Consider the following 22863-nt stretch of genomic DNA (forward strand, 5'->3'; position numbering starts at 1 on the left):
GCCCCCTGTCGGGAATCGGCGTGAATGTAGCGAGCATTCGGGCGCTATGGGCGGATCTGACCGAGCAATCCTCCGAACGGGTGAAGCATCCGCGCCCATTGTGGGGAAGCCGAGACAGGATGGGTTTGGCCTTCCGGGATCGAACCGTCGATCGAGCGTCATGGCGACGACCACCACAGTCCACCAGGATGCTGTAGCGGCCCACCACATTGGGAGCCAAGCTGCCGGATTCCTACCGTTCTCGACCATGGACACCACTTCAGCCCGCCCGCTCGACGGCCGCACGGCCCTGGTCACCGGGGCCGCCTCGGGCATCGGCCGGGCCTGCGCCGAGGCCCTCGCCGAGGCCGGCGCCCGGGTCTACGTCGTCGACGTCGCGGCCGCCCCGGCCCGGGCCCTCGCGGCGCGGATCGGCGGGCGCGCCGTCGTCGCGGACCTCGCCGACCCGGAGGCCGTGGACGCCCTGCCGGACGACGCCGACATCGTCGTCAACAACGCCGGCCTCCAACACGTCGCCCCCGTGCACGAGTTCCCGCCCGACCGGTTCACCCTCATCCAACGCGTCATGGTCGAGGCCCCGTTCCGCATCCTGCGCCGCACCCTGCCGCACATGTACGCGCGGGAGTGGGGCCGGATCATCAACATCTCCTCCGTCCACGGCCTGCGGGCCAGCGCCTTCAAGTCCGCCTACGTGACCGCCAAACACGCCCTGGAAGGCCTGAGCAAGACCGTCGCCCTGGAAGCCGCGCCGTACGGCGTCACCAGCAACTGCATCAACCCGGGCTACGTCCGAACTCCCCTGGTGGAGCGCCAGATCGCCGCCCAGGCCCAGGCCCACGGCATCCCCGAGGACGAGGTGGTGGGGCAGATCACGCTCGCCCGCCCCGCCATCAAGCGCCTCATCGACCCGGCCGAGGTGGCCCACCTGGCCCTCTGGCTCTGCACCCCCCACGCCTCCTACATCACGGGGGCCAGCCTCCCGGTCGACGGAGGGTGGACGGCGCACTGAATCCGGGCCCGATGGAATGCGACGGACAGCAGGTAGATGGTGCTGCCCTCGGCAGGCCGAGGGGCAGCACCAAACGGCCGATCAGTCACCTGCCGGACTGGAAGGGCCTTCGACTGCTCCGATTCTCGAGCACGCCTTCGCCCCCCATGGGCGTCGCAGTCATATCCGCCTTTGTGACTATGTGGGTTGGCCACATAGTCCCGGAGACCGGCGCTTCCTACCTTGTGGCGACATCGTCTCCCCGGCCTGGAAGTGGTGACCATGACCGCCCCTGCATCCGCACCCGCTCCGACAGCGAGCCGCTCACTGCCGAGAGTGGTGGCTGCCAGTCTGATCGGGACCACGATTGAGTGGTACGACTACTTCTTGTACGGAACATCCGCCGCCCTGGTGTTCGGGAAGTTGTTCTTCCCGAACAGTGATCCGCTGACGGGGACGCTGCTGTCGTTCCTCACCTACGCGATCGGGTTCGCGGCGCGGCCGCTCGGGGCCCTGGTGTTCGGGCACTTCGGGGATCGGGTCGGGCGGAAGAAGCTCCTGGTGGTGAGCCTGCTGTTGATGGGCGGGTCGACCACGCTGATCGGGGTTCTGCCGACGTACGACGCGATCGGGGTGGCGGCGCCCGTGCTGCTGACGGCGTTGCGGCTGGTGCAGGGGTTCGCGCTCGGCGGGGAGTGGGGCGGGGCCGTGCTGCTGGTGTCGGAGCACGGGGATCAGCGACGGCGGGGGTTCTGGGCGTCGTGGCCGCAGGGTGGGGCACCGGCGGGGAATCTGCTGGCGGCGGGCGTGCTGTCGTTGATGACGACGGTGCAGCCGGACGACGCGTTCCTGGCGTGGGGCTGGCGGGTGCCGTTCCTGATGTCGGCGGTGCTGGTGGCGGTCGGCATGTGGATCCGGCTCGCGGTGGACGAATCCCCGTTGTTCCAGCAGGCGTTGGCAGCCCAGAAGGAGAGGGAGATCGCCGAACAGCCGCCGCTGGTCAGTGTGTTGCGGCATCACTGGCGGGAGGTGCTGGTGGCCATGGGTGCCCGCATGGCGGAGAACATCTCGTACTACGTGATGACCACGTTTGTGCTGGCCTACGCCGTCACGCATGCGCACTTCTCCAAGCAGACCGCGCTGAACGCGGTGTTGATCGCCTCCGCGATCCAGTTCGCGCTGATTCCGATGTTCGGAGCGCTGTCGGACCGGGTCGGACGCAAGCCGGTGTACCTGGTGGGCGCGGCGGGGGTGGGGGTCTGGGCGTTCGTCTTCTTCGGGCTGGTGGACACGAAGTCGTTCGGGTCGCTGCTGCTCGCGGTGACGGTCGGGTTGGTGTTCCACAGTGCGATGTACGCGCCTCAAGCGGCTTTCTTCTCCGAGTTGTTCGCCACGCGGATGCGGTACTCGGGTGCCTCGATCGGGGCGCAGTTCTCGTCAGTGGTGGCAGGGGCGCCGGCTCCGCTGATCGCGACGGCGCTGCTCAAGGACTACGGCAGTGCGACGCCGATCTCGGTGTACGTCGCCGTCGCGGCGGCGCTGACGGTGCTCGCGGTGCTGTGCGGGCGGGAGACCAGGGGGCAGGATCTGGCCGACGTGAAGGGGGAGGTGGAGACGGAGGCCGTCGACGCGGCCGGAGAACCGGCCACCGCCTGACGGCCCAGCCGCTACCATCGCGCTTCCTCGGACCCGACGCCGATTGGCGGCACGCACCATGAACGACCCGCACGCCAGCGCCGCGCCCGCCCTGCGGCGGCTGCTCGACCTGCTCGCCGCCGGCGCCGCCACCGAGGCCTTCGCCGACGTGCTGGCCGACGCCCGCCGCGAGGGGGCGCCGGCCGACGTGCTCACCGAGATCGACGACGCCACCTGGCAGGCCCTGCGCGTGCACCGCACCCTTCGTCAACACCGGCGCCGCGAAGCCGAGTTGACGGCACTGTTCGACACCGCCGGGGACCTCGCCGCCTCCCGGGACCTCGACACCGTGCTCCAGGCGATCGTCCGCCGGGCCCGGATGCTGCTCGGCACCGACACCGCCTACCTGACGCTCCCGGACGAGGCTGCGGGCGACACCTACATGCGGGTCACCGACGGCTCGGTCTCCGTCCTCTTCCAGACCCTTCGGCTCGGCCTCGGCGACGGCCTCGGCGGGCTCGTCGCGCAGACCGCCCGCCCGTACGCGACGCCCGACTACCGCACCGACGACCGCTTCCACCACACCGACACCATCGACGCGGGCGTGCTCGACGAGGGCCTGGTGGCGATCATCGGCGTGCCGCTGCTGCTCGGCGGGCGGGTCATCGGCGTGCTGTTCGCCGCCGACCGCTCGCCGCGCGCCTTCTCCCCCGACGAGGTCGCGCTGCTCTGCACGCTGGCCGCGCACGCCGCGATCGCCCTCGACACCGCCAAGTCGCTGGCCGACACCCGGGCCGCGCTCGCCGAGCTCAACACCGCCAACGAGCTGGTCCGCGCCCACTCCGCCGCCGTCCAGCGCGCCGAGCAGGCCCACGACCGGCTCACCGACCTGGTGCTGCGCGGCGCCGAGGTGCCGGACGTCGCCGCCGCCGTCGCGACCCTGCTGGGCGGCGAGACGGCCGTACTCGACGTCGAGGGTGAGCCACTGGCCGGAGGGCCCGCGCCCGCCGCCGCGCTCGCCGAGGCGGTCGCCGCGTCGCGGGCCGAGGGGCGGTCCGTACGGCACGGCGAGCTGTGGGTGTGCGCCGTCCTGGCCGGACAGGACGCGCTCGGCACGCTGGTGCTGCGCGGACGGCCCGACCTCGACGACGCCGACCGGCGGCTGTTCGAGCGGGCCGGCGTGGTCACCGCGCTCCTCCTGCTGCTGCGCCGCTCGGTGGCCGAGACGGAGAACCGGGTCCGCGGCGAGCTGCTCACCGACCTGCTCACCGCCCCCGACCGCGACCCGGCCGGGCTGACCGCGCGCGGCCGACGGCTCGGCGTCGACCTGGCGCGCCCGCACGTCGTCCTGGTCGCCGGGCCGGCCGAACCAGCCGCACCGGCCGGCGCCCCAGGCACCCCCGCCATGGCACCGGCCGACCGCGGCCGGCTCGCGGGCGCGGCCGGGCGGTACCTGTTCGGCTCCCGGGGCATCAGCGCCGAGCACGGCGACGCGGTGGTGCTCCTGGTGCCGGAGGCCGGCGATCCCGACGGCGCCGCCCGGCAGGCCGCCGAACGCCTGGCCCGCCTGGCCGGGTTCCCGGTCACCGTCGGCGCGGGCAGACCCGCCGCCGGGCCGCCGGCGCTGGCCGCCTCGTACGCCGAGGGCCTGCGCTGCCTGCGGGCGCTGCGAGTGCTCGGCCGTGCCGGGGAGGGCGCCTCGGCCCGGGCGCTCGGCTTCCTCGGGGTGCTGCTCGGGGACGGTCACGACGTGGACGGCTTCGTCGGCGCGACGCTCGGCCCGCTGCTCGACTACGACGCCCGGCGCGGCACCGAGCTGGTCCGCACCCTGCGCGCGTACTTCGACTGCGGCGGCAGCCTGACCCGGGCCAAGGACGAGCTGCACGTCCACGTGAACACCGTCGTGCAGCGGCTGGACCGGGTAGAGGTACTGCTCGGGCGGGACTGGAACCATCCGGAGCGCTCGCTCGAACTCCGGCTGGCACTGCGGCTGCAGCTGCTCTCGGGCGGCTGAACCGCCGCAGGAGGCGTGGGCGTACAGTGGCGAGGTTGGTCTCGAACGCCCGGCAAGGAGCGGTATCGGTGCGCGAGCGGAGCGAGCGGACGATGAAGAGCGGCGCGTCTCGCGAAGCGGCCGCCGAGCGGAGCAAGGTGGGCGCATGAGCGAGAACGTGCGGTTCGTCCGGATGGGCATAGGTGAGCGCACCGTGCCCTACCAGGAGGCCTGGGAGGAGCAGCAGCGGCTGCACGCGCTGCGGGTCGCGGACGAGATCCCCGACACCGTGCTGCTGCTGGAGCACCAGTCCGTCTACACGATGGGCAAGCGCACCAACCCCGCAGACCTGCCGCTGGACGGCACGCCCGTGGTCGAGGTCAACCGGGGCGGGGAGATCACCTGGCACGGCCCCGGCCAGCTGGTCGGCTACCCGATCATCAAGCTGCCGGACCCGATCGACGTCATCGCGTACGTCCGCCGGCTGGAGGAGGCGCTGATCCGGGCCAGCTCCGCGTTCGGTGTGGAGACCACCCGCGTCGAGGGCCGCAGCGGGGTCTGGGTGCTGGGCGACACCATCCCGGACGCGGTGGTGGATCCGGCCCAGGTGGTGGACATCGGCAAGCTCACCCTGCGGTTGGGCCTGCCGCTGGGCATCGACCCTCGGCTGGCCGGCCCCGAGTACGCGCCGTCCAACGCCGGGCAGCGCGGCGACGACCGGAAGCTCGCGGCGATCGGTGTGCGGGTCGCCCGCGGGGTCACCATGCACGGCTTCTCGCTGAACTGCGCCCAGGACATGACCTTCTTCGACAAGATCGTGCCGTGCGGCATCCGGGACGCGGGCGTCACCTCGCTCTCCAACGAGCTGACCCGCGACCTCCCCGTCGGCGAGGCGCTGCCGGTGGTCGAGCGGCACCTGGCGGAGGTGCTCGCCGAGCTGCCCGAGCCGGCGCTCAACCGCTGAGCCCCAGTCCTGGGAGCACCCCGGGGAATCTACCGGCCGGTAGCTCTGTTGCCCTGCGATTGCAGGGCGGTAGGCCCGGCGAAGGCCGTACAACCACAGGCGTACCCTGGGGGTACCCCGTCTAGTTCTAGGAGCCTCACGTGTCCGCTGTCGCGCCCGACGGCAGGAAGCTGCTCCGCCTGGAGGTCCGCAACAGCGAGACCCCCATCGAGCGGAAGCCCGAGTGGATCAAGACCCGCGCGAAGATGGGCCCGGAGTACAACGCCCTCCAGTCGCTGGTGAAGAAGGAGGGGCTGCACACGGTCTGCCAGGAGGCCGGCTGCCCCAACATCTTCGAGTGCTGGGAGGACCGCGAGGCGACCTTCCTCATCGGCGGTGACCAGTGCACCCGCCGCTGCGACTTCTGCCAGATCGACACGGGCAAGCCCGCCGAGTTCGACCGCGACGAGCCGCGCCGGGTCGCCGAGTCCATCGTCACCATGGACCTCAACTACGCCACCATCACCGGCGTCGCCCGCGACGACCTGCCGGACGGCGGCGCCTGGCTGTACGCGGAGACGGTGCGCCAGGTGCACGAGATGACGGCCGGCCGCGAGAGCGGCCGCACCGGCGTCGAGCTGCTGATCCCCGACTTCAACGCGGTGCCGGAGCAGCTGGCCGAGGTCTTCTCCTCGCGCCCCGAGGTGCTCGCGCACAACGTCGAGACGGTGCCGCGGATCTTCAAGCGGATCCGTCCGGCGTTCCGCTACGAGCGCTCGCTGGACGTCATCACCCAGGCCCGCGCGGCCGGGCTGGTGACCAAGTCCAACCTGATCCTCGGCATGGGCGAGACCCGCGAGGAGGTCAGCCAGGCGCTGGCCGACCTGGTGGGTGCCGGGTGCGAGCTGATCACCATCACCCAGTACCTGCGGCCGTCGCTGCGCCACCACCCGGTCGAGCGCTGGGTGAAGCCGCACGAGTTCGTCGAGCTCCAGCAGGAGGCCGAGGAGCTGGGCTTCGCCGGGGTCATGTCGGGCCCGCTGGTGCGTTCGTCGTACCGGGCCGGCCGGCTCTACCGGCAGGCGCTGGAGCGGCGCGCACAGGCCGCGGTCTGACGCAGCCGGCGCCGCCATGCGGCTGTGCGCCGCGTACGGCCATTCGAAGGGCGGAGCCTCGGCTCCGCCCTTTCGCCTTCACCAGGCTTTGACTGGCAGGTCACGGGCTGGTAACACGAAGTGGTGACGATGGACTCGTTGCGATCGTTCGATTCTTCTCAGCCACGAGAGGAGCTGTTCGGGATGCGGTTGCGGATCCGGTCGGTGGGGATGGCGCTGCGGTTCGCCGAGAGCGTTCTGATGGCCGGGGGCCAACGACAGGCCCGGCGCAACGCCTGGGCGGCGGTCTGCGAGAACCGCCGGTACGCGGCGGACCGCCGGAACGACGTGCCGGCGGCCGGGGCCGGGGCCGGCGTGACGTCCGCACGCCGCTGAGTCCGGCCGCGGCTGAGCCCGGCCGTCGCCGACCCGTCACTGTCCGCGCCGGAGGGCCGCCGCGCAGGTCACGGTTCGGGCGAACGGGTACCCGGGCTTGGATATCCCGCACCCGCGCCACGTACCATGAGCGTTATGGCGAGGGAAACATCCGAGAACCCCGGGCGACTGAAGCAGATCCGCCTGGCGTACACCATGACCAAGAAGGTCGACACCAAGATCGGCCTGATCATCGCCGGCGTCGGCCTGCTGACCTTCGGCGTGTTCCTCGCCATCGGCTTCGCGATCGACCACCCCGTCTATCTGGGCATCCTGGGCTTCATCGTGGCCTTCCTGGCCATGGCGATCGTCTTCGGGCGCCGGGCCGAGCGCGCCGCGTTCGGGCAGATGGAGGGGCAGCCGGGCGCCGTCGCGGCGGTGCTGAACAACATCCGGCGCGGCTGGAGCTCCAGCTCCACCCCGGTCGCGGTCACCCGTAACCAGGACGCGGTCTACCGCGCCGTGGGCCGGGCCGGCATCGCGCTGATCGGCGAGGGCAACCCGAACCGGGTGCGCCAGCTGCTGGCCGCCGAGAAGAAGAAGATGGCCCGTGTGGTCGGCGACGGGGTGCCGGTGCACGACATCGTGGTGGGCGACGGCGAGGGCGAGATCCCGCTGAAGAAGCTGCAGATCCACCTGATGCGCCTGCCCCGCGCCATCACCCCGGCCCAGGTCACCGAGACCAACGACCGCCTGCGCGCGCTGGGCGACCTGCTCTCCAAGGCGCCGATCCCCAAGGGCCCGATGCCCAAGGGCGCCCGGATGCCCAAGGGCGGCCAGGCCCGCTGACTCCCCCGTCGACACCGGAACGGCCCCGCTGCGGAACTCTTCGCAGCGGGGCCGTTCGGCGTTTCGACACGGACGTCACACGTGTGTCGATACGGACGACGTCACATCCGGACCTCGACGGTGCCGACCGCCTTGTCGTGCAGGCCGCGGGCGTCGCGGTCCCAGACCAGCGGCGGCACCAGCAGGCAGAGCAGCAGGGTGCGCAGCATCACCTGCGGGATGGTCGCGCGGCCGCCGTCCAGCCGGACCACCCGCAGGCCGAACAGCCGCTTGCCGACCGTCGTGCCGGTGGTGGAGAGCAGCAGCGCGGTGACGGCGAAGAACAGGGGCGTCGTCCACAGGTTGGCCGAGACGACGGCGCCGTTGGCGATCATCCCGTAGGCGACCAGGGAGACGAGCCAGCCGTCCACGAACACGGCGCCGATCCGGCGGCCGGGGCCGGCGATCGAGCCGGGGCCCTCCTGGGGCAGTCCGAGGCGCTCACCGCGGTAGCCGAAGTCGGCGCCCATCTTCTCGGCGGCCGCCTTCGGGCCGTCGATCCACGATCCCAACGCTTCTCTGGTGTCCACGAATCCACACTAACCGGGCGGCCCGTCCGCGCCGCCACCGGCTCCCCCGTGGTCGGCGGCGTCGCCCCCGACCGGGTGAATCCCCGTTCCGGGACTTACCAAGTGGTCCAGACCACTTCACGAGTGGCATCCTGGCAGGCAGAGCGTTTTGTCCCGTCCCGTACGCCTTTGCCGCCCGCTCAACGGTCGCGGTTAACATCTAGGAAACGAGCGGGTCACCGGTCGGAAACGGACCATTCCTAGGGTGAGCCCCATTCGCACGCCGAGGAGGATGGATGTTCAACAACGCCGCCGAAGTGAAGCAGTTCATCCAGGACAACGACGTGAAGTTCGTCGACGTCCGCTTCTGCGACCTGCCGGGCGTCATGCAGCACTTCTCCGTACCTGCGGCGACCTTCGACCCGGCCGACACCCTGATGTTCGACGGCTCGTCGATCCGCGGCTTCCAGGCCATCCACGAGTCCGACATGGCCCTCGTCGCGGACCTCGCCACGGCCCGGCTCGATCCCTTCCGGACCGAGAAGCACCTCAACATCAACTTCTTCATCCAGGACCCGGTCACCGGCGAGTCCTACAGCCGCGACCCGCGCAACGTCGCCAAGAAGGCGGAGGCCTACCTCGCCTCCTCCGGCATCGCCGACACCGCGTTCTTCGGGCCCGAGGCCGAGTTCTACGTCTTCGACTCGGTGCGGTTCGAGACCAGCGCCAACGCGTCCTTCTACCACATCGACTCCGAGGCCGGCGCCTGGAACACCGGTGCCGCCGAGGGCGACGTGCGCGGCTACAAGGTCAAGTACAAGGGCGGCTACTTCCCCGTCCCGCCGGTGGACCACTTCGCCGACCTGCGCGCCGAGATGTCGCTGGAGCTGGCCAAGGCCGGTCTGGAGGTCGAGCGCCAGCACCACGAGGTCGGCACGGCCGGCCAGGCGGAGATCAACTACAAGTTCAACACCCTGCTGCACGCCGCCGACGACCTGATGCTGTTCAAGTACATCATCAAGAACGTCGCCTGGAGGAACGGCAAGACCGCCACCTTCATGCCGAAGCCGATCTTCGGCGACAACGGCTCGGGCATGCACGTCCACCAGTCGCTGTGGAGCGAGGGCTCGCCGCTCTTCTACGACGAGCAGGGCTACGCCGGTCTCTCCGACACCGCCCGCTACTACATCGGCGGCCTGCTCCGGCACGCCCCCTCGCTGCTGGCCTTCACCAACCCGTCGATGAACTCCTACCACCGCCTGGTGCCGGGCTTCGAGGCGCCGGTCAACCTGGTGTACTCGCAGCGCAACCGCTCGGCCGCGATCCGCATCCCGATCACCGGCTCCAACGCCAGGGCCAAGCGCATCGAGTTCCGCGCGCCGGACCCGTCGTCCAACCCCTACCTGGCCTTCTCGGCGATGCTGATGGCCGGCCTCGACGGCATCCGCAACAAGATCGAGCCGCTGGAGCCGGTCGACAAGGACCTCTACGAGCTGGCTCCCGAGGAGCACGCCAACGTCCCGCAGGTGCCCTCCTCGCTCCCGGCCGTCCTGGAGGCGCTGGAGGCCGACCACGAGTACCTGCTCGCGGGCAACGTCTTCACCCCGGACCTGATCGAGACCTGGATCGACTTCAAGCGCACCAACGAGATCGCCCCGATCGCCCTGCGCCCCCACCCGTACGAGTTCGAGCTGTACTACGACCTGTAAGGGGCATCTGACCTGCGGGAATGCAGATCGGACCACTTGCGTCGGTGCAGGTCAGCGAGTCGCTGACCTGCACCGACGCTGCGCGAGTAGGTGACTTTGCCTCGTTTTCGCGATGTGCGCCTCGAATACCGCTGCAACGGGTCGGCCGGCCTGTGACGATCAGCCGTTCAGCCCTCACCAGGTGCTCGGTCGGCGGATGGCGCCCATCCTGACAGGCAGAGGCCGCAGGAGGGAGCGGACGTGAGATCGATCGATGCCCCCGCGGCTGCGCAAGGACGTCTGCTGGCGCGGCTGGCACTGGCCTTCGTGCTGGGCTCTCTGGTGGCACTGGTTACCCTGGGCGGACGTGGTGGCCTGCTGATCGTCGTGATCGGGGTGGCCTGCCTGATCGTCACAGCGGCCGGGACCTGGTGGGTACTGTCGCGCCACGGTGCCGTGCGGGTAGCCGGGACTCTGCTCGCACTCGCCGCTCCCGTGGCCGTGCTGGTGCTCTACACCCGGGCGAGTCTGTGGCCCGCCGCACTGACCGCGGTCGCGTTCCTCGAGGCAGCGGCGCTATGCGCCAGGTCGGCCCTGCGCGTGATCCAAGGGCCCCAGGGCATGCGAGCGGTCGCATCCCCCGCTCTCAGGTATCCGGTGCTGATCATGAACCCGAAGTCCGGGGGCGGCAAAGTCGGGCGCTTCGGGCTGATGGAGAAGGCCGAGGCTCTCGGTGCCCGGGTCGTCCTGCTGGACACGTCCGCCCGGACGGACATCGGAACGATCGCCCGTCGCGCCGTGGCCGACGGCGCGGACCTGCTCGGGGTCGCTGGCGGCGACGGCTCCCAGGCCCTGGTGGCCGCGGTCGCCGCCGAGCACAACCTGCCGTTCCTGGTGATCTGCGCAGGCACCCGCAACCACTTCGCCATGGACCTGGGCCTTGACCGCGACGCTCCCGACCGATGCCTCGACGCGCTCAGCGACGGCGAGGAACTACTCGTCGATCTGGGCACGGTCGACGGCCGGCCGTTCGTGAACACGGTCTCGTTCGGGGTGTACGCGCAGATCGTGCAGCGCCCCGAGTACCGCGATGCCAAGGCCGGCGCCACTCTGGACGCGCTGCCCGACCTGCTGCACGGGTACTCCGGCCACCCGCTCAACGCACGGACGGCAACTGCCCGGCTGGAAGCCCAGCAGGCCCTCCTGATCAGCAACAACCCCTACGCCGCGCCCCAGCCCGCAGCCCTGGTCGGCCGCAGACCCCGGCTCGATCTCGGCACGCTGGGTGTCGTCGGGATCCACGTGAGCAACGCCGCTCAGGCGGCGCAGGTCGCTCTCCGTGGTTCTCGGGCTCCCGGGCTGAGCATCCTGACGTCTCCCCGGGTCACGGTGGACTCGGACACGGACCTCATCGCGGTCGCCGTCGACGGAGAAGCGCTCCAGCTGCCGACCCCCGTCACCTGCGACATCCACCCGGGCGCCCTGCGGGTCCTGGTGCCCAGGAACCGGCCCGGCACGCCGACGGCGGCTCCGCCCCTCGACTGGCCCGAACTGCTCAAGCTCGCCCTCGGCCGGCCCCGATCAGCCCCGACCGCGTCGGACTACTCCGATGGTTAGCGCCCGTGACGTGGTACGCGACCTGATGGTCCTCGACAGCGCCGTCTACGCCGCGGTGGCCGCCACCGAGACCCCGGCTCTCGACCGCGGTCTGCGACGCCTGTCATCCGCAGCCGACCACTCCAAGCTCTCTCTGGCCGCAGCCGGGTTGCTCGCTCTTCGTCCCGGGCGGACGCGGCGCGCGGCAGTGCTCGGCGTCTTTGCCGTAGGTCTGGCCTCGGCCGGTGCGAACCTGGTGGTCAAACAGCTGATACGACGGCCGCGACCGGATCGACTGGCGACCGCGAGCAGCGCCGAGCGCCACGTCCGGATGCCCTCCTCGCCCTCCCTCCCCTCCGGGCACACCGCCGCCGCGGTCGCCTTCGCCGCGGTCACCGGGTCCGCTCTGCCCGCGCTCGCGTTCCCCCTCGGCACGCTCGCCTGCGCGGTCGGGTACTCCCGTGTCCACACCGGAGTCCACTACCCGGGCGACGTGGCGGCTGGAGCACTGATCGGCATCGCCAGCGCCGCCGCCGTCACGGCCGGCGCGAACCACTGGGCACCGAGGCCCCCTTGCCGGTGACCACGCTCCGATTTCGCAACCCGTTCTGGTCGCTCACCATGATTGCCACCTGCGGCTTCGTCATCCGAGGGCAGTGCGCCGTGCGCGACGAGGGCGATCCGTCGAGCGACCGAGTGGCGGCGGGCAGCGAATTCTCACACCGCTGCACAAGCGACCGCCCAGCGGTCGGCCGTGGCGGTGGGTGATGGAGGCATCAGCTCGGTGAGGACTCGTCCTGCGGGCCGGATGCCGACCGAGCCGAAGCCTTGTCGGTCTGCGCGACCGGCCACTTGAGCTCGACTTCGAGTTCGAGCTCGCCATCGCCGACCTCGATCTCGATCTCACTTCGGAGTTCCTCTGGGATCCGCAGGCTCACCGTCCCCGGGCCGAGCTCCAGCTGAGCACCGTCGCCGTGCCGCAGCGCGGCCGCAAGCGCCGACAGCAGATCCGCGGCCTCAAGGCGCGACAGTGAGGACTTCTGCTCGAACTTGAGGTCCTTCACGACTTCCTCCAACCGTAAAGAAGACCAGGTGACTTCAAGAGCCGCGCTGATCTCCGTCCCGGGCATTCCTGGCAGGTGACCACCATCCGCTGTCCCGCGTGATCAGGTGCACGAACACGCCGGGGAGCCGCAGGATGACGACCAGAACGACCTGTTCAGGGGCATGTTCACGCTCTGCTACGACCTGTAGACCTCGCCCCACACTTGGCGCTGCCCCCCGCACCCGGGCTGACTCGGGTGCGGGGGGCAGCCGTTCGCGGGGCCGGGTCAGCCCTTCTTGGAGATGAACTCGAACATGCCCTTGGCGACGTCGTCCAGGTACGGACCGGCCTGGATCTTCGGCTCGCCGTCGTGCTTGCCGATGGAGACGTTGCTGACCAGGGTCTGCTTGCCGTCCTTGACGGTGAACCAGCCACCGCCGCTGGAGCCGCCCGTCATGCTGCAGCCGACGGCCAGCATCGCCGGGCGCTCGGTGGTGAAGGACAGCCGGACGGGCCTGCCGCTCTCGCAGTGGTTCAGCTCGAGGCCGTCGTACGGAGCCGCGCCCGGGTAGCCGTACTCGGAGAGGTTCAGCTGGTCGCGCGGGGCGTTGAACCAGACCGGCACCGCGCCGCCGACCGTCTCCTCCAGCGACTTGCCGGTGTCACCGTCGGGCTGTTCCACCCGGAGGATCGCGAAGTCGTACTGCGACGCCGCGTTGCCCTTCTCACCGCCCTCGGCCTTCCACACCGGCGAGGTGACCTGCCCCCTCGCGGCCCAGGCGCCGTAGGGGGCGAACTGCGAGAGTTCCGTCGCCTTCTTGCCGCCGCTGAGCGCACCGCTGCTGTTGAAGCCCGGGATGAACGTGATGTGGCTGAAGGCCGCTCCCCCCTTGCCCTGGTGGACGCAGTGGGCGGCGGTCCACACCAGGTTGCTCTTGCCGGGATGGGCCGGGTCGGCCACGACCGTGCCGGAGCACTCGTAGCTGCCCTTCAGGCCCCCCGTGCTACCGGGCTCGTCGAAGAGGATCTTGCCGTTCACGGCCAGGTTCTTTGCGTACGGGTGCGGCACGGCCTGCGCGTTGACCGTGGTGGGCAGCGGGTCGTTTCCGTCGTCGGGCGACTGCGAGGGCTGCGAGGTCGGAGCCTGCGTGTTCGTCGGCTTGGGAGCCGGCGGCTGCGCGGACTTCGTCGGCTGCGGCCCCGGGGTCGGCGGGTTCCGCGGCTCGACCGGCTTGGCGCTGAGGATCTTCTCCAGCGTCCAGTAGCCCTTGACTGCGGCTGGGAGGGCGTAATCCTTGGCCCACTTCTCCCAGTCCTGGAAGTTCCACTTCTTGAGGTCGTCGAGGTTGGCCGGCAGCCCGAGGTTCGGCGCGTTGTTGGCAGCCGCCGCGGTGGTCGCCGCGTCGCCCGGGCTGTTGTCCGGCCCGCAGGCCGACGTGGTGGTGAGCACAGTCAGCGCCAGCGCGGCCGTCCCGAGGACGGCACGGGCGGAACGCTTGGCTCTACGAGCAGATGACATGGGTTTCCAACTCCCCCGTGAAACTGATGAAGCGCCGGGTGTCAGCACGCCCCCGCGTGCCCGGTCGCAAGCAGCATGATCGAAGCCCCTATCACGGACCTGTCATGAGCCGGAGATCGTCTCCGGCCGCCGACGGCGGTGGCCGACGGAGGGAGGTGCGGTTCCACGACCCGGGCCGGCCGGCTGCGCTCCGTGCCGGTAAATCGCTTGGCGGGACCGGGGCTACGGGGTGTTGGATCGGCGGCATGGGGAGCAATCGTGGTGTGACGCCGACGGTGTACGTGTCGGTGGATGTGGAGGCGGACGGGCCGATCCCGGGGCCGTACTCGATGGTGAGCTTCGGGGCGGCGGTGGCCGGCTGGCACGACGCCGACGGGTTCCGACGGGCGGGCGGGCAGGCGGCCTCGTTCTACCGGGAGTTGCGACCGATCAGTGCGGACTACAACCCGGAGGCGCTCGCCGTGTCGGGGCTGGACCGGGCCGCGCTGGAGGCGGGCGGAGCCCAACCGGCGGCCGCGATGCGGGAGTTCGCACAGTGGGTGGAGCGGCTGCGGACCGGGCCGGGCGGGCGGCGGTACCGGCCGGTGATGGTGGCCTACCCGGCCGTGTACGACTGGCAGTTCGTGTACTGGTACCTGATCCGGTTCACCGGCTCCAGCCCGTTCGGGCACTCCGGGTGCATGGACCTGAAGACGCTGTACGCGGCCCGGGCGGGCGTGCCGTTCGCGGGCGTCGGGAAGCGGTCCATGCCGCCGGAGCTGCTGCCGGACCTGCCGCACACGCACCACGCGCTGGACGATGCGCGGGAGCAGGCGGTGCTGTTCGCGAACCTCCTGGAGTGGCCGGGCGTCGACGCGGCCGAACGCGCCTGATCAGGGCCGGTCGCCGGACGGTGACCGGCCCTGGCGGGCTCAGCGGACGGTGACCGGCAGGGTCTCGTAGCCGCGCAGGACCAGGCGGTCACGACGGGTCGGCACGCCGCCCGGGGTGAGCCGGGGGAAGCGGTCCAGCAGGGCCGGCACCGCGACCTCGGCCTCCAGGCGGGCCAGCTGGGAACCCAGGCAGTAGTGCGGGCCGCCGCCGAAGCTCAGCGGCTGGCTGCCGGTGCGGCTCGGGTCGAAGACCTCCGGGCGGTGGTGGCGGGCCGGGTCGTGGTTGGCCGCGCCGAGCATCACGAGCACCATGCTGCCGGGCGGCGCGGGCAGGTCGTCGACGGCGAGGCCGTCGGTGAGCGCGATCCGCGTGGTCAGCTGGACCGGCGAGTCGTAGCGCAGCACCTCGTCGGTGAATCCGGCCGGGGCGAGCGTGCCGGTGCGCAGGCCGGCCATCACGTCGGGATGGCGGAAGAGCAGGGCGAGGCCGTTGCCGAGCAGGTTGGTGGTGGTCTCGAAGCCGGCCACGAGCAGCAGCACCAGGTTGGCCAGCAGCTCCTGGGCGGAGAGGCGCTCCGCGTCCTCGGCGGCGATCCGGGCGAGGTCGGTGACCAGGTCGTCCTGCGGGTGGGCGAGGCGCTGGGCGGCCAGCTCGGTGAAGTAGCCGGCCAGCTCGTCGGCCGCCGCGTCGGCGGCGCCGAGCTCGGCGAGGTCCTGGACGAACTCCAGGGCGACGGTGAGGTCCCCGGCGAGGCCGCGGAAGCGGTAGCGGTCCCGCGCGGGCACGCCGAGCAGTTCGCAGATCACGCCTACCGGCAGCCGGAAGGCGAAGGCGTCCATGAAGTCGACGGCCGAGCCGTCGGAGCCGGCTTCGGCCATCTCGTCCAGCAGGCCGGCGACGGCCGCCTCGACGGCCGGCCGCAGCGCGGCGACCCGGCGGGCGGTGAACACTGAGGCGATCAGCGAACGGACCCGGGCGTGGTCGGGCGCGTTCCGCTCCAGGATCGAGCGGCCGAACAGCGCCAGGGACGAGTGCTCGGCGAACTCCGGGGCCAGCCCGGCCTGCATCTCGGCCGTCGCGACGCCGAAGCCGGCGGTGCGCAGCACCTTGTCGGCGGTGCCGTGGCCGAGGGCGAGGAGGGTGCCCGGCCCGGCGGACACCGCGGTGCCCAGCTCGTGCGCCCGCGCGTAGAGCGGGTACGGATCCGCCCTGCCCTCGCTGGTCAGCAGTTGCTCGATGATCGCCGTGCCGTCCATCCGGTGCTCCCCTCACGGATTCGTGGTCCCGGTTCGTGAACCACCGAAGGGCGGGCGGGAGTTCCCGCTCCGCGCCGGTTCGTCCGGCGCGGGGCGGGCCTGGGTAGGCTGGCGGCATGGAGATCTGGATCAACCCGCGCTGCGGCAAGTGCCGGGCGGCGCTCGGCGAGCTGGACGCCGTCGGGGCCGAGTACACCGTGCGACGCTACCTGGAGGACCCGCCGACCGCGGCCGAGCTGGAGGCGGTGCTGGAGCGGCTCGACCTGGAGCCGTGGGACATCACGCGCATCGACGAGCAGGCCGCGAAGGACCTCGGGATGAAGCAGTGGACCCGGGAGCCGGGCGATCGGGCGCGCTGGATCGCGGCGATGGCCGAGCACCCGATCCTGATCCAGCGCCCGATCATCACCGCGGACGACGGCCACGCCGTCGTGGCCCGGACCCCCGAGGCCCTCAAGTCCGTTCTGCCATAGCAGGATCCTTCCGCAGGAGGAACTGCGCCGCAGGATCCGGGAGCCGGTCAGTGGAGCCGGATGCGCTCCACCGGCCGGCCCGGGTGCCAGTTGAAGACCCAGAGGTGGCCGTCCTCCAGGCCGGTGTGCACCACCTGCTCCAGGTCCAGCCGGAAGGCGTGGAACGGGGTGGGCGGCGGCTCGGGCAGATCGGCGACGTAGGCGGCGAGTTCGACCTCGTCGGTGATCTCCACGGCGCGGCCGGAGAGCTTGGAGTCCCCGCCCGCCATCGTCTCGTCCCCCGGGTGGGAGTGGATCGCGAAGCGGCCGTCGCGCTGGAGATCGCGCGCCTTGACCGAGCCGTACATCGACCCGAGCATCACGTCGGCGCCGATGAAGTCCATCTCGGTGCCGTTCACCCGGGGCGATCCGTCCTTGCGCAGCGTCGCCAGGACGTGGTGCTTGTTGGCCTCGAACCGTGCCCGTACCAGGGGCGCGAGATCGGGTGCCTCGTGCTCGAAATCCTGCCAGGTAGCCATGGCGCCAGTCTGGCACCAGGCACCGACAACCGCCCGGCACCGGCGGCCGTCCGGCGCCGGGCGACACCCGGTGCCGGAGCGTTGTCGGTGGGCGGTGCCAGACTGGCGGGGTGACCACCACGACCACGTACATCGCCTTCCTGCGAGCCATCAACGTCGGCGGCCGGACGGTGAAGATGGAGCGGCTGCGGGCGCTCTTCGCGGAGCTGGGGCTGGGGAACGTCCGTTCGTACATCCAGAGCGGCAACGTCTTCTTCACCACCGACGAGCCCGACCGCGCCGCCCTGACCCGGCGGATCGAGCGGCACCTGGAAGAGGCGCTCGGCTATCCCGTCCCGGTGCTGCTGCGGACGGTCGACGAGGTGGCCGAGCTGCTGGCGGCCGAGCCGTTCCGCGGCGTCGAGGTGACGTCCGACGTCCGGCTGGTCGTCGCCTTCCTCTCCGAGCCGCTGCCCGCGGACCTCGCGATCCCGTACACCTCGCCGAAGGGCGACCACGAGGTGATCGGCGCCGACGACGGCGCCGCGTACGTGGTGATCCACCTGAAGAACGGCAAGTGGGTCACCGGCGAGCTGTTCGGCAAGGGCTACGGGGGCTCGGTCACCTCCCGGTTCCTGCACACCACCGAGAAGATCCTGGCGGCGGCCAGGAAGCCCTGACGAGGTTTCGGCGAGGCGCGGGAACCGCAGGATGCGGCCCCGGTGTCCTGTGAGGTGGGGGGCGTCCTTCGAGCTCGTCGCCCGGCGGCCGGAATCTGGACAGCGTGCACGGGGGCACTGACAATCTTGAACATGACGCCTCCTGAGATCCGGACCAACATGGTCCGGCCGTCCGAGGCCGAGCGGGACCAGGCGCTCGGGGTGCTGCGGGACGGCGCGAGCAGCGGCCGGCTGTCGCACGACACCTTCCTCGGCCGCATGGAGCTCGTCCTGCACGCCACGAGCCGCGCCGAGCTCGACACGGCGATGGCCGACCTCCCGACCGGAAGCCCGGTGGAGCGCTTCGTGCTGCGGACGGTGGGCCGGATCTCCGGCTTCGGGGAGCGGCTCGGCCGGGCCTGGCGCACCGAGCGGCTGCCCGGCCTCAACCTGCCGCAGGCCGGCGCCCGGCAGCTGACGATCGGCCGGCTGCCAGGCTCCGGGCTGCGGCTGCACGACGCCTCGGTGTCCCGCCACCACGCGGAGCTGCGGCACGAGGACGGCGGCTGGGTGCTGTACGACCTCGGCTCGACCAACGGCACGCACGTGAACGGGCAGCGGATCGCCGGCGGCGTACGGGTGCACCCCGGCGACCAGGTCCGGTTCGGCAACCTGGAGTTCCGGCTCGCGAACGGCTGACGGAAGGGCTGGACGAACGGCTGGACGGCCGGCCGCGGTCAGTGCGGGAACTGCCTGGGCGGGCGCTGGCGCGCCAGCCGGTCCCGGAACTCCTCGATGACGGTGCTGATCTGTCGCATCAGCATGGTGTGTTCGATCCGGCCCAGGTAGCGGTGCTCGGTTCCAGGGAGGCAAGGTTCTCCAGCACCAGCGAGTGGTTGACGCCGTGGTAGGCGTCGATGCCGAAACCCAGGTGGAGTGGGACGGGTCGAGCCCGTGCCACGCGCGTAGATCGGGGACCCGCGGAGAGGGCCCGGTCAGTCGGGGACGACCTCCCAGTCGTCCGCCGGACCCCACAGCGGCGAGGTGCAGCGCTGGTACGTCGACTGCCAGTGCGGCCAGCTGCGGGCCACGTCGTCGTCGCACTCGGCGAGCAGCCGCTCGACCGCCGCCGGCTCCACGCCCTCCAGCAGCCAGGCCAGCGCGTCGGCCGTGCCCGGGCCGTCCGCGGAGCGCAGCAGGTCCAGCAGCTCGGCCAGGCCGCCGAGCCGCGAGTGGGCGGTGAACACCAGCTCCATCCGCGGCAGCAACTGCCGCTCCTCGATCCGCAGGTGCGTCTCCAGCCGGGCCGCCAGGTCCTCGATCGCGTACGCGACGGGCCAGATGCTGCCGGTGTCCCGGCTGGCGATCCGGACCAGGGTGGTGACCCGCGTGAACGAGTGGTCGAGGTTGTGGTGGTCCGCCTCCAGCCAGTTGAGCAGCAGCCGAAGCTCCGGCGCGAAGCGGCGCACGATCGGCCAGATCCGGGTGTCCTGCTGCTCGTGGTGGCAGGTCAGCATCGCGGTGACGAAGTCCCAGTGCCGCAGCAGCGCCTCGCCCTTGTCGTCCTCGCCGGGCTGGAGCAGCCGCAGCGCGTTGGGCAGCCGGGCGAGGTCCCGGCGGAGCGCGGCGTGCACGAGCCGCAGTCCGGCGAAGCGGATGGCCGCCGGGTCCTCGTCCTCGGCGCGCTCCGGCGCGACGGGGGACGGCTGGGGCAGCAGGTGGATCGGCATGACACTCTCTTCACGAGTCGGCAGGGCGTCCGGGTCACGGCCTCCGGGAAGGCGGCCCCATTCACAGTGCGCTCAGTCGATCAGAGGTGAATCAATGTCCGATTGACGCGCAGGTCACAGCCGTTTCGGCGGCCGGACGCAACAGTTTGCGACGCCCGTCCCGTGTATCCGGGCGAGGGCGCGCGCCGCGCGCCGCGCGCCGGAACCCACAGGAACAGCGAGGCCGCATGTCACCGGACCTGGAGCAGTCGTTCGACGAGTTCGTCGCGGGCCGGTACACCGCGCTGCGCCGCACCGGGTACCTGCTCAGCGGCGACTGGCACCTCGCCGAGGACCTCGTGCAGATCACGCTGGTGAAGCTGTACGCGCGCTGGCCCCGGCTGCGCGACCCGGAGTCCGCTGCCGGCTACGCCCGCACCACGCTGGTGCGCAGCTACATCGACACCCGGCGGCGGCGCCGCTCGCACGAGGTGACGGCACCGGACGTACCCGACGCGCCCGGCGCTGGCGCCTCGGAGGACCCGGAGCGGCGGCTGGCCCTGCTGTCCGCGCTGGCGCAGGTCACCCCGGCCTACCGGGCGGCGCTGGTGCTGCGGTTCTGGGAGGACCAGACGATCGAGGCGACGGCAGCGGTCCTGCGCCAGAGCACCGGCACGGTGAAGTCCAACACCAGCCGGGGACTGGCCCAGCTGCGGACGATCCTCGGCGACTCGCTGCACGAGATCGCGGCGCTCTGAGCACGGGATGACGAACACGGAAGAGGAGAGGAAACCGGGATGAACCGGGACGATCCGGCGTTCGGCGCCGACGAGATGGGCGCACTGTTCCGTACGGTGCTGGACCAGCCGGAGCCCACCGCTCCCCCGGCGCTCCTGCCGGAGGTCCGCCACGCGGGCGGGCGGCTGCGGCGACGGCGCCGGCTGACGGCGCTGGGCGCCACGGTGGCCGCGGTGGCGCTGCTGGGCACCGCCGGGTGGGCGGTCGACGGACGGACTGCGGCGGAGCGCACGACCGTCCCGGCGGGGCCAACGGCGTCGGCGAGCGCCTCGGCCGCACCCAGCCCGGCGCCCAGCAGCTTCCCGCCACCGCCCGCCCCGTGGGACCAGGCCGCGGTCCGCGAGTGGGACCGCCAGGTCAACGCGGCCGGGCACCAGGCCCTGCTGAAGGTGCTCCAGGCCCACCTGCCGGAGGATTTCAGCAGCATGACCGACGGCGGGAACTCACGGTCGTACAACTTCACCAGGAAGGACGGCGGCGCCGTGGCGGCGTGGCGGGAGGACGAGTTGTACGTCGACACGGAGGGCGGCCAGGCCTCGCCCTGCGAGACGAACTCGAGCAAGTGGGGCCCGGTGCCCCCCGTCGGCAGGGACTGCGAGCGCCGGACCCTGCCGGACGGCTCGGTCGCCTGGGCCTACCACCCGCTGAACCCGGGCCGGGGTCAGTGGAGCGCGCTCTCCGTGGTGACCCCCCAGAACAGGCGATACGGCCTGGCCTTCGGCCGGGTGGGCACGCCCCCGTTCCAGCCGACCGACGAGACCATCGCCCTCCCCCAGCTGCTGGACCTGGCAGCCGCGCCGGGCTTCCTGGAGGCGATCCGCGACGGCTGGTACTACAAGGCCAAGGAGCCCGCCCGATAGACCACCGCCGGTGCCGGGGAACACGGGGGTGTCCCTGGCACCGGCGGATGACGGTCGGGCGGGGTCAGTCGGAGGCCGGGCCCGCCAGGTTCTTGGTCAGCCACTGCAGCGTGTCCGGGATCATCTTCTTGAAGTCCGAGGTCAGGTGCTTACCGCCGGGCTGCTCGTAGTACTCGATGGACACCGGCGGGGCGGCCTTGGCCACCCAGCTCTTGACGACGCCCTTCTCGTACCCGTTGGCGCCGCCGGCCGTGACCAGCATCTTCACGTCGGCCTTGCCCTGGGTGACCAGCACGTCCGGGTCGTTGGCCTGCCGCTCGGTCTCGTGCCCCTTCCAGAGGTGGGAGTCCGGGATGAAGTAGCCGTCGATCGGGACGGCGGCCTTGTACACGTCCGGGTACTGGAGCGAGAGCTTGGCGCTGCAGAACCCGCCGGTGGAGGCGCCCATGATGCCCCAGCCGTCGCGGCCCTTCAGGGTGCGGAAGTTGGCGCGGACCCAGTCCGGGATGTCCTGGGCCATCCAGGTGCCCATCTTGGGCTGGCCCGGGATGTCGGAGCAGTCCAGCGCGTTGTTCTCGTCGCTGTTGAAGTTCTGCACCGGCATGATCATGATGAACGGGTGGGCCTTGCCCGCCTTGACCAGCTGCTCGTCCTCCTCCTGGATCGGCAGCTGGTTGTCGGTCCAGGTGTTGTAGCCGTTGCTCTGGCCGCCCGCGTAGAGGGTGAGCACCGGGAAGCCCGTCTTGGCGTACTTGGGGTCGTTGTACTCGGGCGGCAGCCAGACCCAGACCTGGCCGGTGACACCGGACTTCGCACCGGTCACCTTGGTCATCATGATCGGGCCGGCGGCGGTGTCCCGGGCCTTGGTCAGGTTGGCGGCCGGGCCGGTGGGCATCAGCACCTTGCCGTTCGAGGCCGCGGCGGTCGTGCTGGGCGCGGCGGCGCTCGCGGCGGCCGGGCTGCCCGGGGCCGCGCTGCCGGTGGCGCTCGGGGTGCCGTCCGCCTTGGCGCTGTCCCCCTTACCGCCGCCGGAACTCCCGCAGGCCGCGAGTGAGGCGGCCAGGGTGAGCGCGGCGACGCCGGTCAGAACGGCGCGGGAACGAGACGACTGCCTTAGCACGGTGAGGACTCTCCGACCGATGTCACGCCCGGTCCGTCTGGCCGGGCGGCGGCCCCCCGGTGGGGCCGGACACAGACCCCGGGGCGCGGTGGGACGCGGTCCCCGGAGTGCGGCGCGCCGACGCGCGCCGCCTGCGATCTTATGACGTGGGTCGGGGTGGGCCGGTTGCGCGTCGGCCACCGTCAATCCAATGTTTGTTCGCGATCAGGTAAAGGTCTTCACAGATCCCCGCCGAGCGACGGGCGCCGAACGGCTGGGTGCACAGCCGCCGACCGGCCGGGCCGCCGGAACTCTGGGCCGTTCCACCAGTGACGGCGCCGGGCGCATCCGGAACGATCGGCTCAC

Annotated in this window: 23 protein-coding genes and 1 pseudogene; 16 read left to right on the plus strand and 8 right to left on the minus strand. The window is 71.5% G+C overall.

Translation table 11 applies throughout. The annotated features are described in order from the left end of the window. Positions 1-247 precede the first annotated feature (247 nt). The 7 genes from F7Q99_RS06445 (at position 248) to F7Q99_RS06475 (ending at position 7877) form a co-directional block, all read left to right on the plus strand. The gene (locus tag F7Q99_RS06445; protein WP_153460442.1) at positions 248-1009 is read left to right on the plus strand and encodes a 3-hydroxybutyrate dehydrogenase; all 762 of its coding nucleotides are present in this window, start codon (positions 248-250) and stop codon (positions 1007-1009) included. A gap of 261 nt (positions 1010-1270) precedes the next feature. Beyond that, positions 1271-2644 (plus strand): MFS transporter, encoded by a 1374-nt coding sequence (locus F7Q99_RS06450; RefSeq protein ID WP_153465875.1) that lies wholly within the window; start codon positions 1271-1273, stop codon positions 2642-2644. A 58-nt stretch (positions 2645-2702) separates the two neighbouring features. Continuing rightward, positions 2703-4637: a helix-turn-helix domain-containing protein gene (locus tag F7Q99_RS06455; protein ID WP_153460443.1), complete on the plus strand. Its 1935-nt coding sequence runs from the start codon at positions 2703-2705 to the stop codon at positions 4635-4637. A gap of 145 nt (positions 4638-4782) precedes the next feature. Next, a complete protein-coding gene (lipB, locus tag F7Q99_RS06460; protein WP_153460444.1) occupies positions 4783-5580 on the plus strand; it encodes a lipoyl(octanoyl) transferase LipB in 798 nt (265 codons plus the stop codon). Between the two features lie 140 nt (positions 5581-5720). Further along, positions 5721-6674 (plus strand): lipoyl synthase, encoded by a 954-nt coding sequence (gene lipA, locus F7Q99_RS06465; protein WP_326846339.1) that lies wholly within the window; start codon positions 5721-5723, stop codon positions 6672-6674. Positions 6675-6857: 183 nt separating this feature from the next. Next, positions 6858-7049 (plus strand): hypothetical protein, encoded by a 192-nt coding sequence (locus tag F7Q99_RS06470; protein ID WP_153460445.1) that lies wholly within the window; start codon positions 6858-6860, stop codon positions 7047-7049. Between the two features lie 126 nt (positions 7050-7175). Next, positions 7176-7877: a DUF4191 domain-containing protein gene (locus F7Q99_RS06475; RefSeq protein WP_407697751.1), complete on the plus strand. Its 702-nt coding sequence runs from the start codon at positions 7176-7178 to the stop codon at positions 7875-7877. Positions 7878-7978: 101 nt separating this feature from the next. On the opposite strand, the gene F7Q99_RS06480 is transcribed toward F7Q99_RS06475, so the two are convergent. After that, positions 7979-8446, minus strand: a complete 468-nt coding sequence (locus F7Q99_RS06480) for an RDD family protein (protein WP_326846340.1) — start codon at positions 8444-8446, stop codon at positions 7979-7981. Between the two features lie 275 nt (positions 8447-8721). Between F7Q99_RS06480 and glnA the strand changes: the two genes are divergently transcribed. The 3 genes from glnA (at position 8722) to F7Q99_RS06495 (ending at position 12292) form a co-directional block, all read left to right on the plus strand. Further along, entirely contained in the window at positions 8722-10134 is a 1413-nt protein-coding gene (gene glnA, locus F7Q99_RS06485) for a type I glutamate--ammonia ligase (RefSeq protein ID WP_153460447.1), read from the plus strand. 240 nt (positions 10135-10374) lie between these two features. After that, positions 10375-11730: a diacylglycerol/lipid kinase family protein gene (locus F7Q99_RS06490; RefSeq protein ID WP_326846341.1), complete on the plus strand. Its 1356-nt coding sequence runs from the start codon at positions 10375-10377 to the stop codon at positions 11728-11730. Beyond that, the gene (locus tag F7Q99_RS06495; RefSeq protein ID WP_153460448.1) at positions 11723-12292 is read left to right on the plus strand and encodes a phosphatase PAP2 family protein; all 570 of its coding nucleotides are present in this window, start codon (positions 11723-11725) and stop codon (positions 12290-12292) included. Before F7Q99_RS06490 ends, F7Q99_RS06495 begins: the two co-directional genes overlap by 8 nt. A gap of 193 nt (positions 12293-12485) precedes the next feature. Here the strand turns inward: F7Q99_RS06495 and F7Q99_RS06500 are convergent, their stop codons facing one another. Both F7Q99_RS06500 and F7Q99_RS06505 read right to left on the minus strand, forming a co-directional pair. After that, a complete protein-coding gene (locus tag F7Q99_RS06500) occupies positions 12486-12839 on the minus strand; it encodes an amphi-Trp domain-containing protein (RefSeq protein WP_153460449.1) in 354 nt (117 codons plus the stop codon). Between the two features lie 201 nt (positions 12840-13040). Then, positions 13041-14273 carry a trypsin-like serine peptidase gene (locus F7Q99_RS06505; protein WP_153460450.1) on the minus strand — a complete coding sequence of 411 codons (1233 nt, stop codon included), beginning with the start codon at positions 14271-14273 and terminating at the stop codon, positions 13041-13043. Positions 14274-14518: 245 nt separating this feature from the next. Between F7Q99_RS06505 and F7Q99_RS06510 the strand changes: the two genes are divergently transcribed. Continuing rightward, positions 14519-15145: a 3'-5' exonuclease gene (locus tag F7Q99_RS06510; protein ID WP_153460451.1), complete on the plus strand. Its 627-nt coding sequence runs from the start codon at positions 14519-14521 to the stop codon at positions 15143-15145. 39 nt (positions 15146-15184) lie between these two features. On the opposite strand, the gene F7Q99_RS06515 is transcribed toward F7Q99_RS06510, so the two are convergent. Continuing rightward, complete coding sequence (locus tag F7Q99_RS06515) at positions 15185-16402, minus strand: cytochrome P450 (protein WP_153460452.1); 1218 nt, start codon at positions 16400-16402, stop codon at positions 15185-15187. Between the two features lie 116 nt (positions 16403-16518). Here F7Q99_RS06515 and F7Q99_RS06520 point away from each other — a divergent pair, with 116 nt between their 5' ends. After that, a complete protein-coding gene (locus tag F7Q99_RS06520) occupies positions 16519-16875 on the plus strand; it encodes an arsenate reductase family protein (protein WP_153460453.1) in 357 nt (118 codons plus the stop codon). A 47-nt stretch (positions 16876-16922) separates the two neighbouring features. Here the strand turns inward: F7Q99_RS06520 and F7Q99_RS06525 are convergent, their stop codons facing one another. Next, positions 16923-17393: a pyridoxamine 5'-phosphate oxidase family protein gene (locus tag F7Q99_RS06525; protein ID WP_153460454.1), complete on the minus strand. Its 471-nt coding sequence runs from the start codon at positions 17391-17393 to the stop codon at positions 16923-16925. A 110-nt stretch (positions 17394-17503) separates the two neighbouring features. Here F7Q99_RS06525 and F7Q99_RS06530 point away from each other — a divergent pair, with 110 nt between their 5' ends. Then, positions 17504-18052 (plus strand): DUF1697 domain-containing protein, encoded by a 549-nt coding sequence (locus tag F7Q99_RS06530; RefSeq protein WP_326846342.1) that lies wholly within the window; start codon positions 17504-17506, stop codon positions 18050-18052. A 132-nt stretch (positions 18053-18184) separates the two neighbouring features. After that, a complete protein-coding gene (locus F7Q99_RS06535; RefSeq protein WP_153460455.1) occupies positions 18185-18730 on the plus strand; it encodes a DUF1707 and FHA domain-containing protein in 546 nt (181 codons plus the stop codon). A 38-nt stretch (positions 18731-18768) separates the two neighbouring features. Here F7Q99_RS06535 and F7Q99_RS40925 read toward each other — a convergent pair. Together F7Q99_RS40925 and F7Q99_RS06545 are read right to left on the minus strand one after the other, a co-directional pair. Further along, positions 18769-18962: pseudogene (locus F7Q99_RS40925) on the minus strand (hypothetical protein); the annotation flags it as partial. A gap of 64 nt (positions 18963-19026) precedes the next feature. Continuing rightward, positions 19027-19761 (minus strand): hemerythrin domain-containing protein, encoded by a 735-nt coding sequence (locus F7Q99_RS06545; RefSeq protein WP_153460456.1) that lies wholly within the window; start codon positions 19759-19761, stop codon positions 19027-19029. 227 nt (positions 19762-19988) lie between these two features. On the opposite strand from F7Q99_RS06545, the gene F7Q99_RS06550 reads away from it, so the two are divergent. Continuing rightward, positions 19989-20498: a SigE family RNA polymerase sigma factor gene (locus tag F7Q99_RS06550; protein ID WP_153460457.1), complete on the plus strand. Its 510-nt coding sequence runs from the start codon at positions 19989-19991 to the stop codon at positions 20496-20498. A gap of 39 nt (positions 20499-20537) precedes the next feature. Then, positions 20538-21398 carry a hypothetical protein gene (locus tag F7Q99_RS06555; protein ID WP_153460458.1) on the plus strand — a complete coding sequence of 287 codons (861 nt, stop codon included), beginning with the start codon at positions 20538-20540 and terminating at the stop codon, positions 21396-21398. A gap of 64 nt (positions 21399-21462) precedes the next feature. On the opposite strand, the gene F7Q99_RS06560 is transcribed toward F7Q99_RS06555, so the two are convergent. Beyond that, positions 21463-22518 (minus strand): alpha/beta hydrolase, encoded by a 1056-nt coding sequence (locus F7Q99_RS06560; RefSeq protein WP_326846343.1) that lies wholly within the window; start codon positions 22516-22518, stop codon positions 21463-21465. Positions 22519-22863 lie beyond the last annotated feature (345 nt).

This window comes from Streptomyces kaniharaensis, from assembly GCF_009569385.1.
In the GTDB taxonomy this organism is placed as follows: domain Bacteria; phylum Actinomycetota; class Actinomycetes; order Streptomycetales; family Streptomycetaceae; genus Kitasatospora; species Kitasatospora kaniharaensis.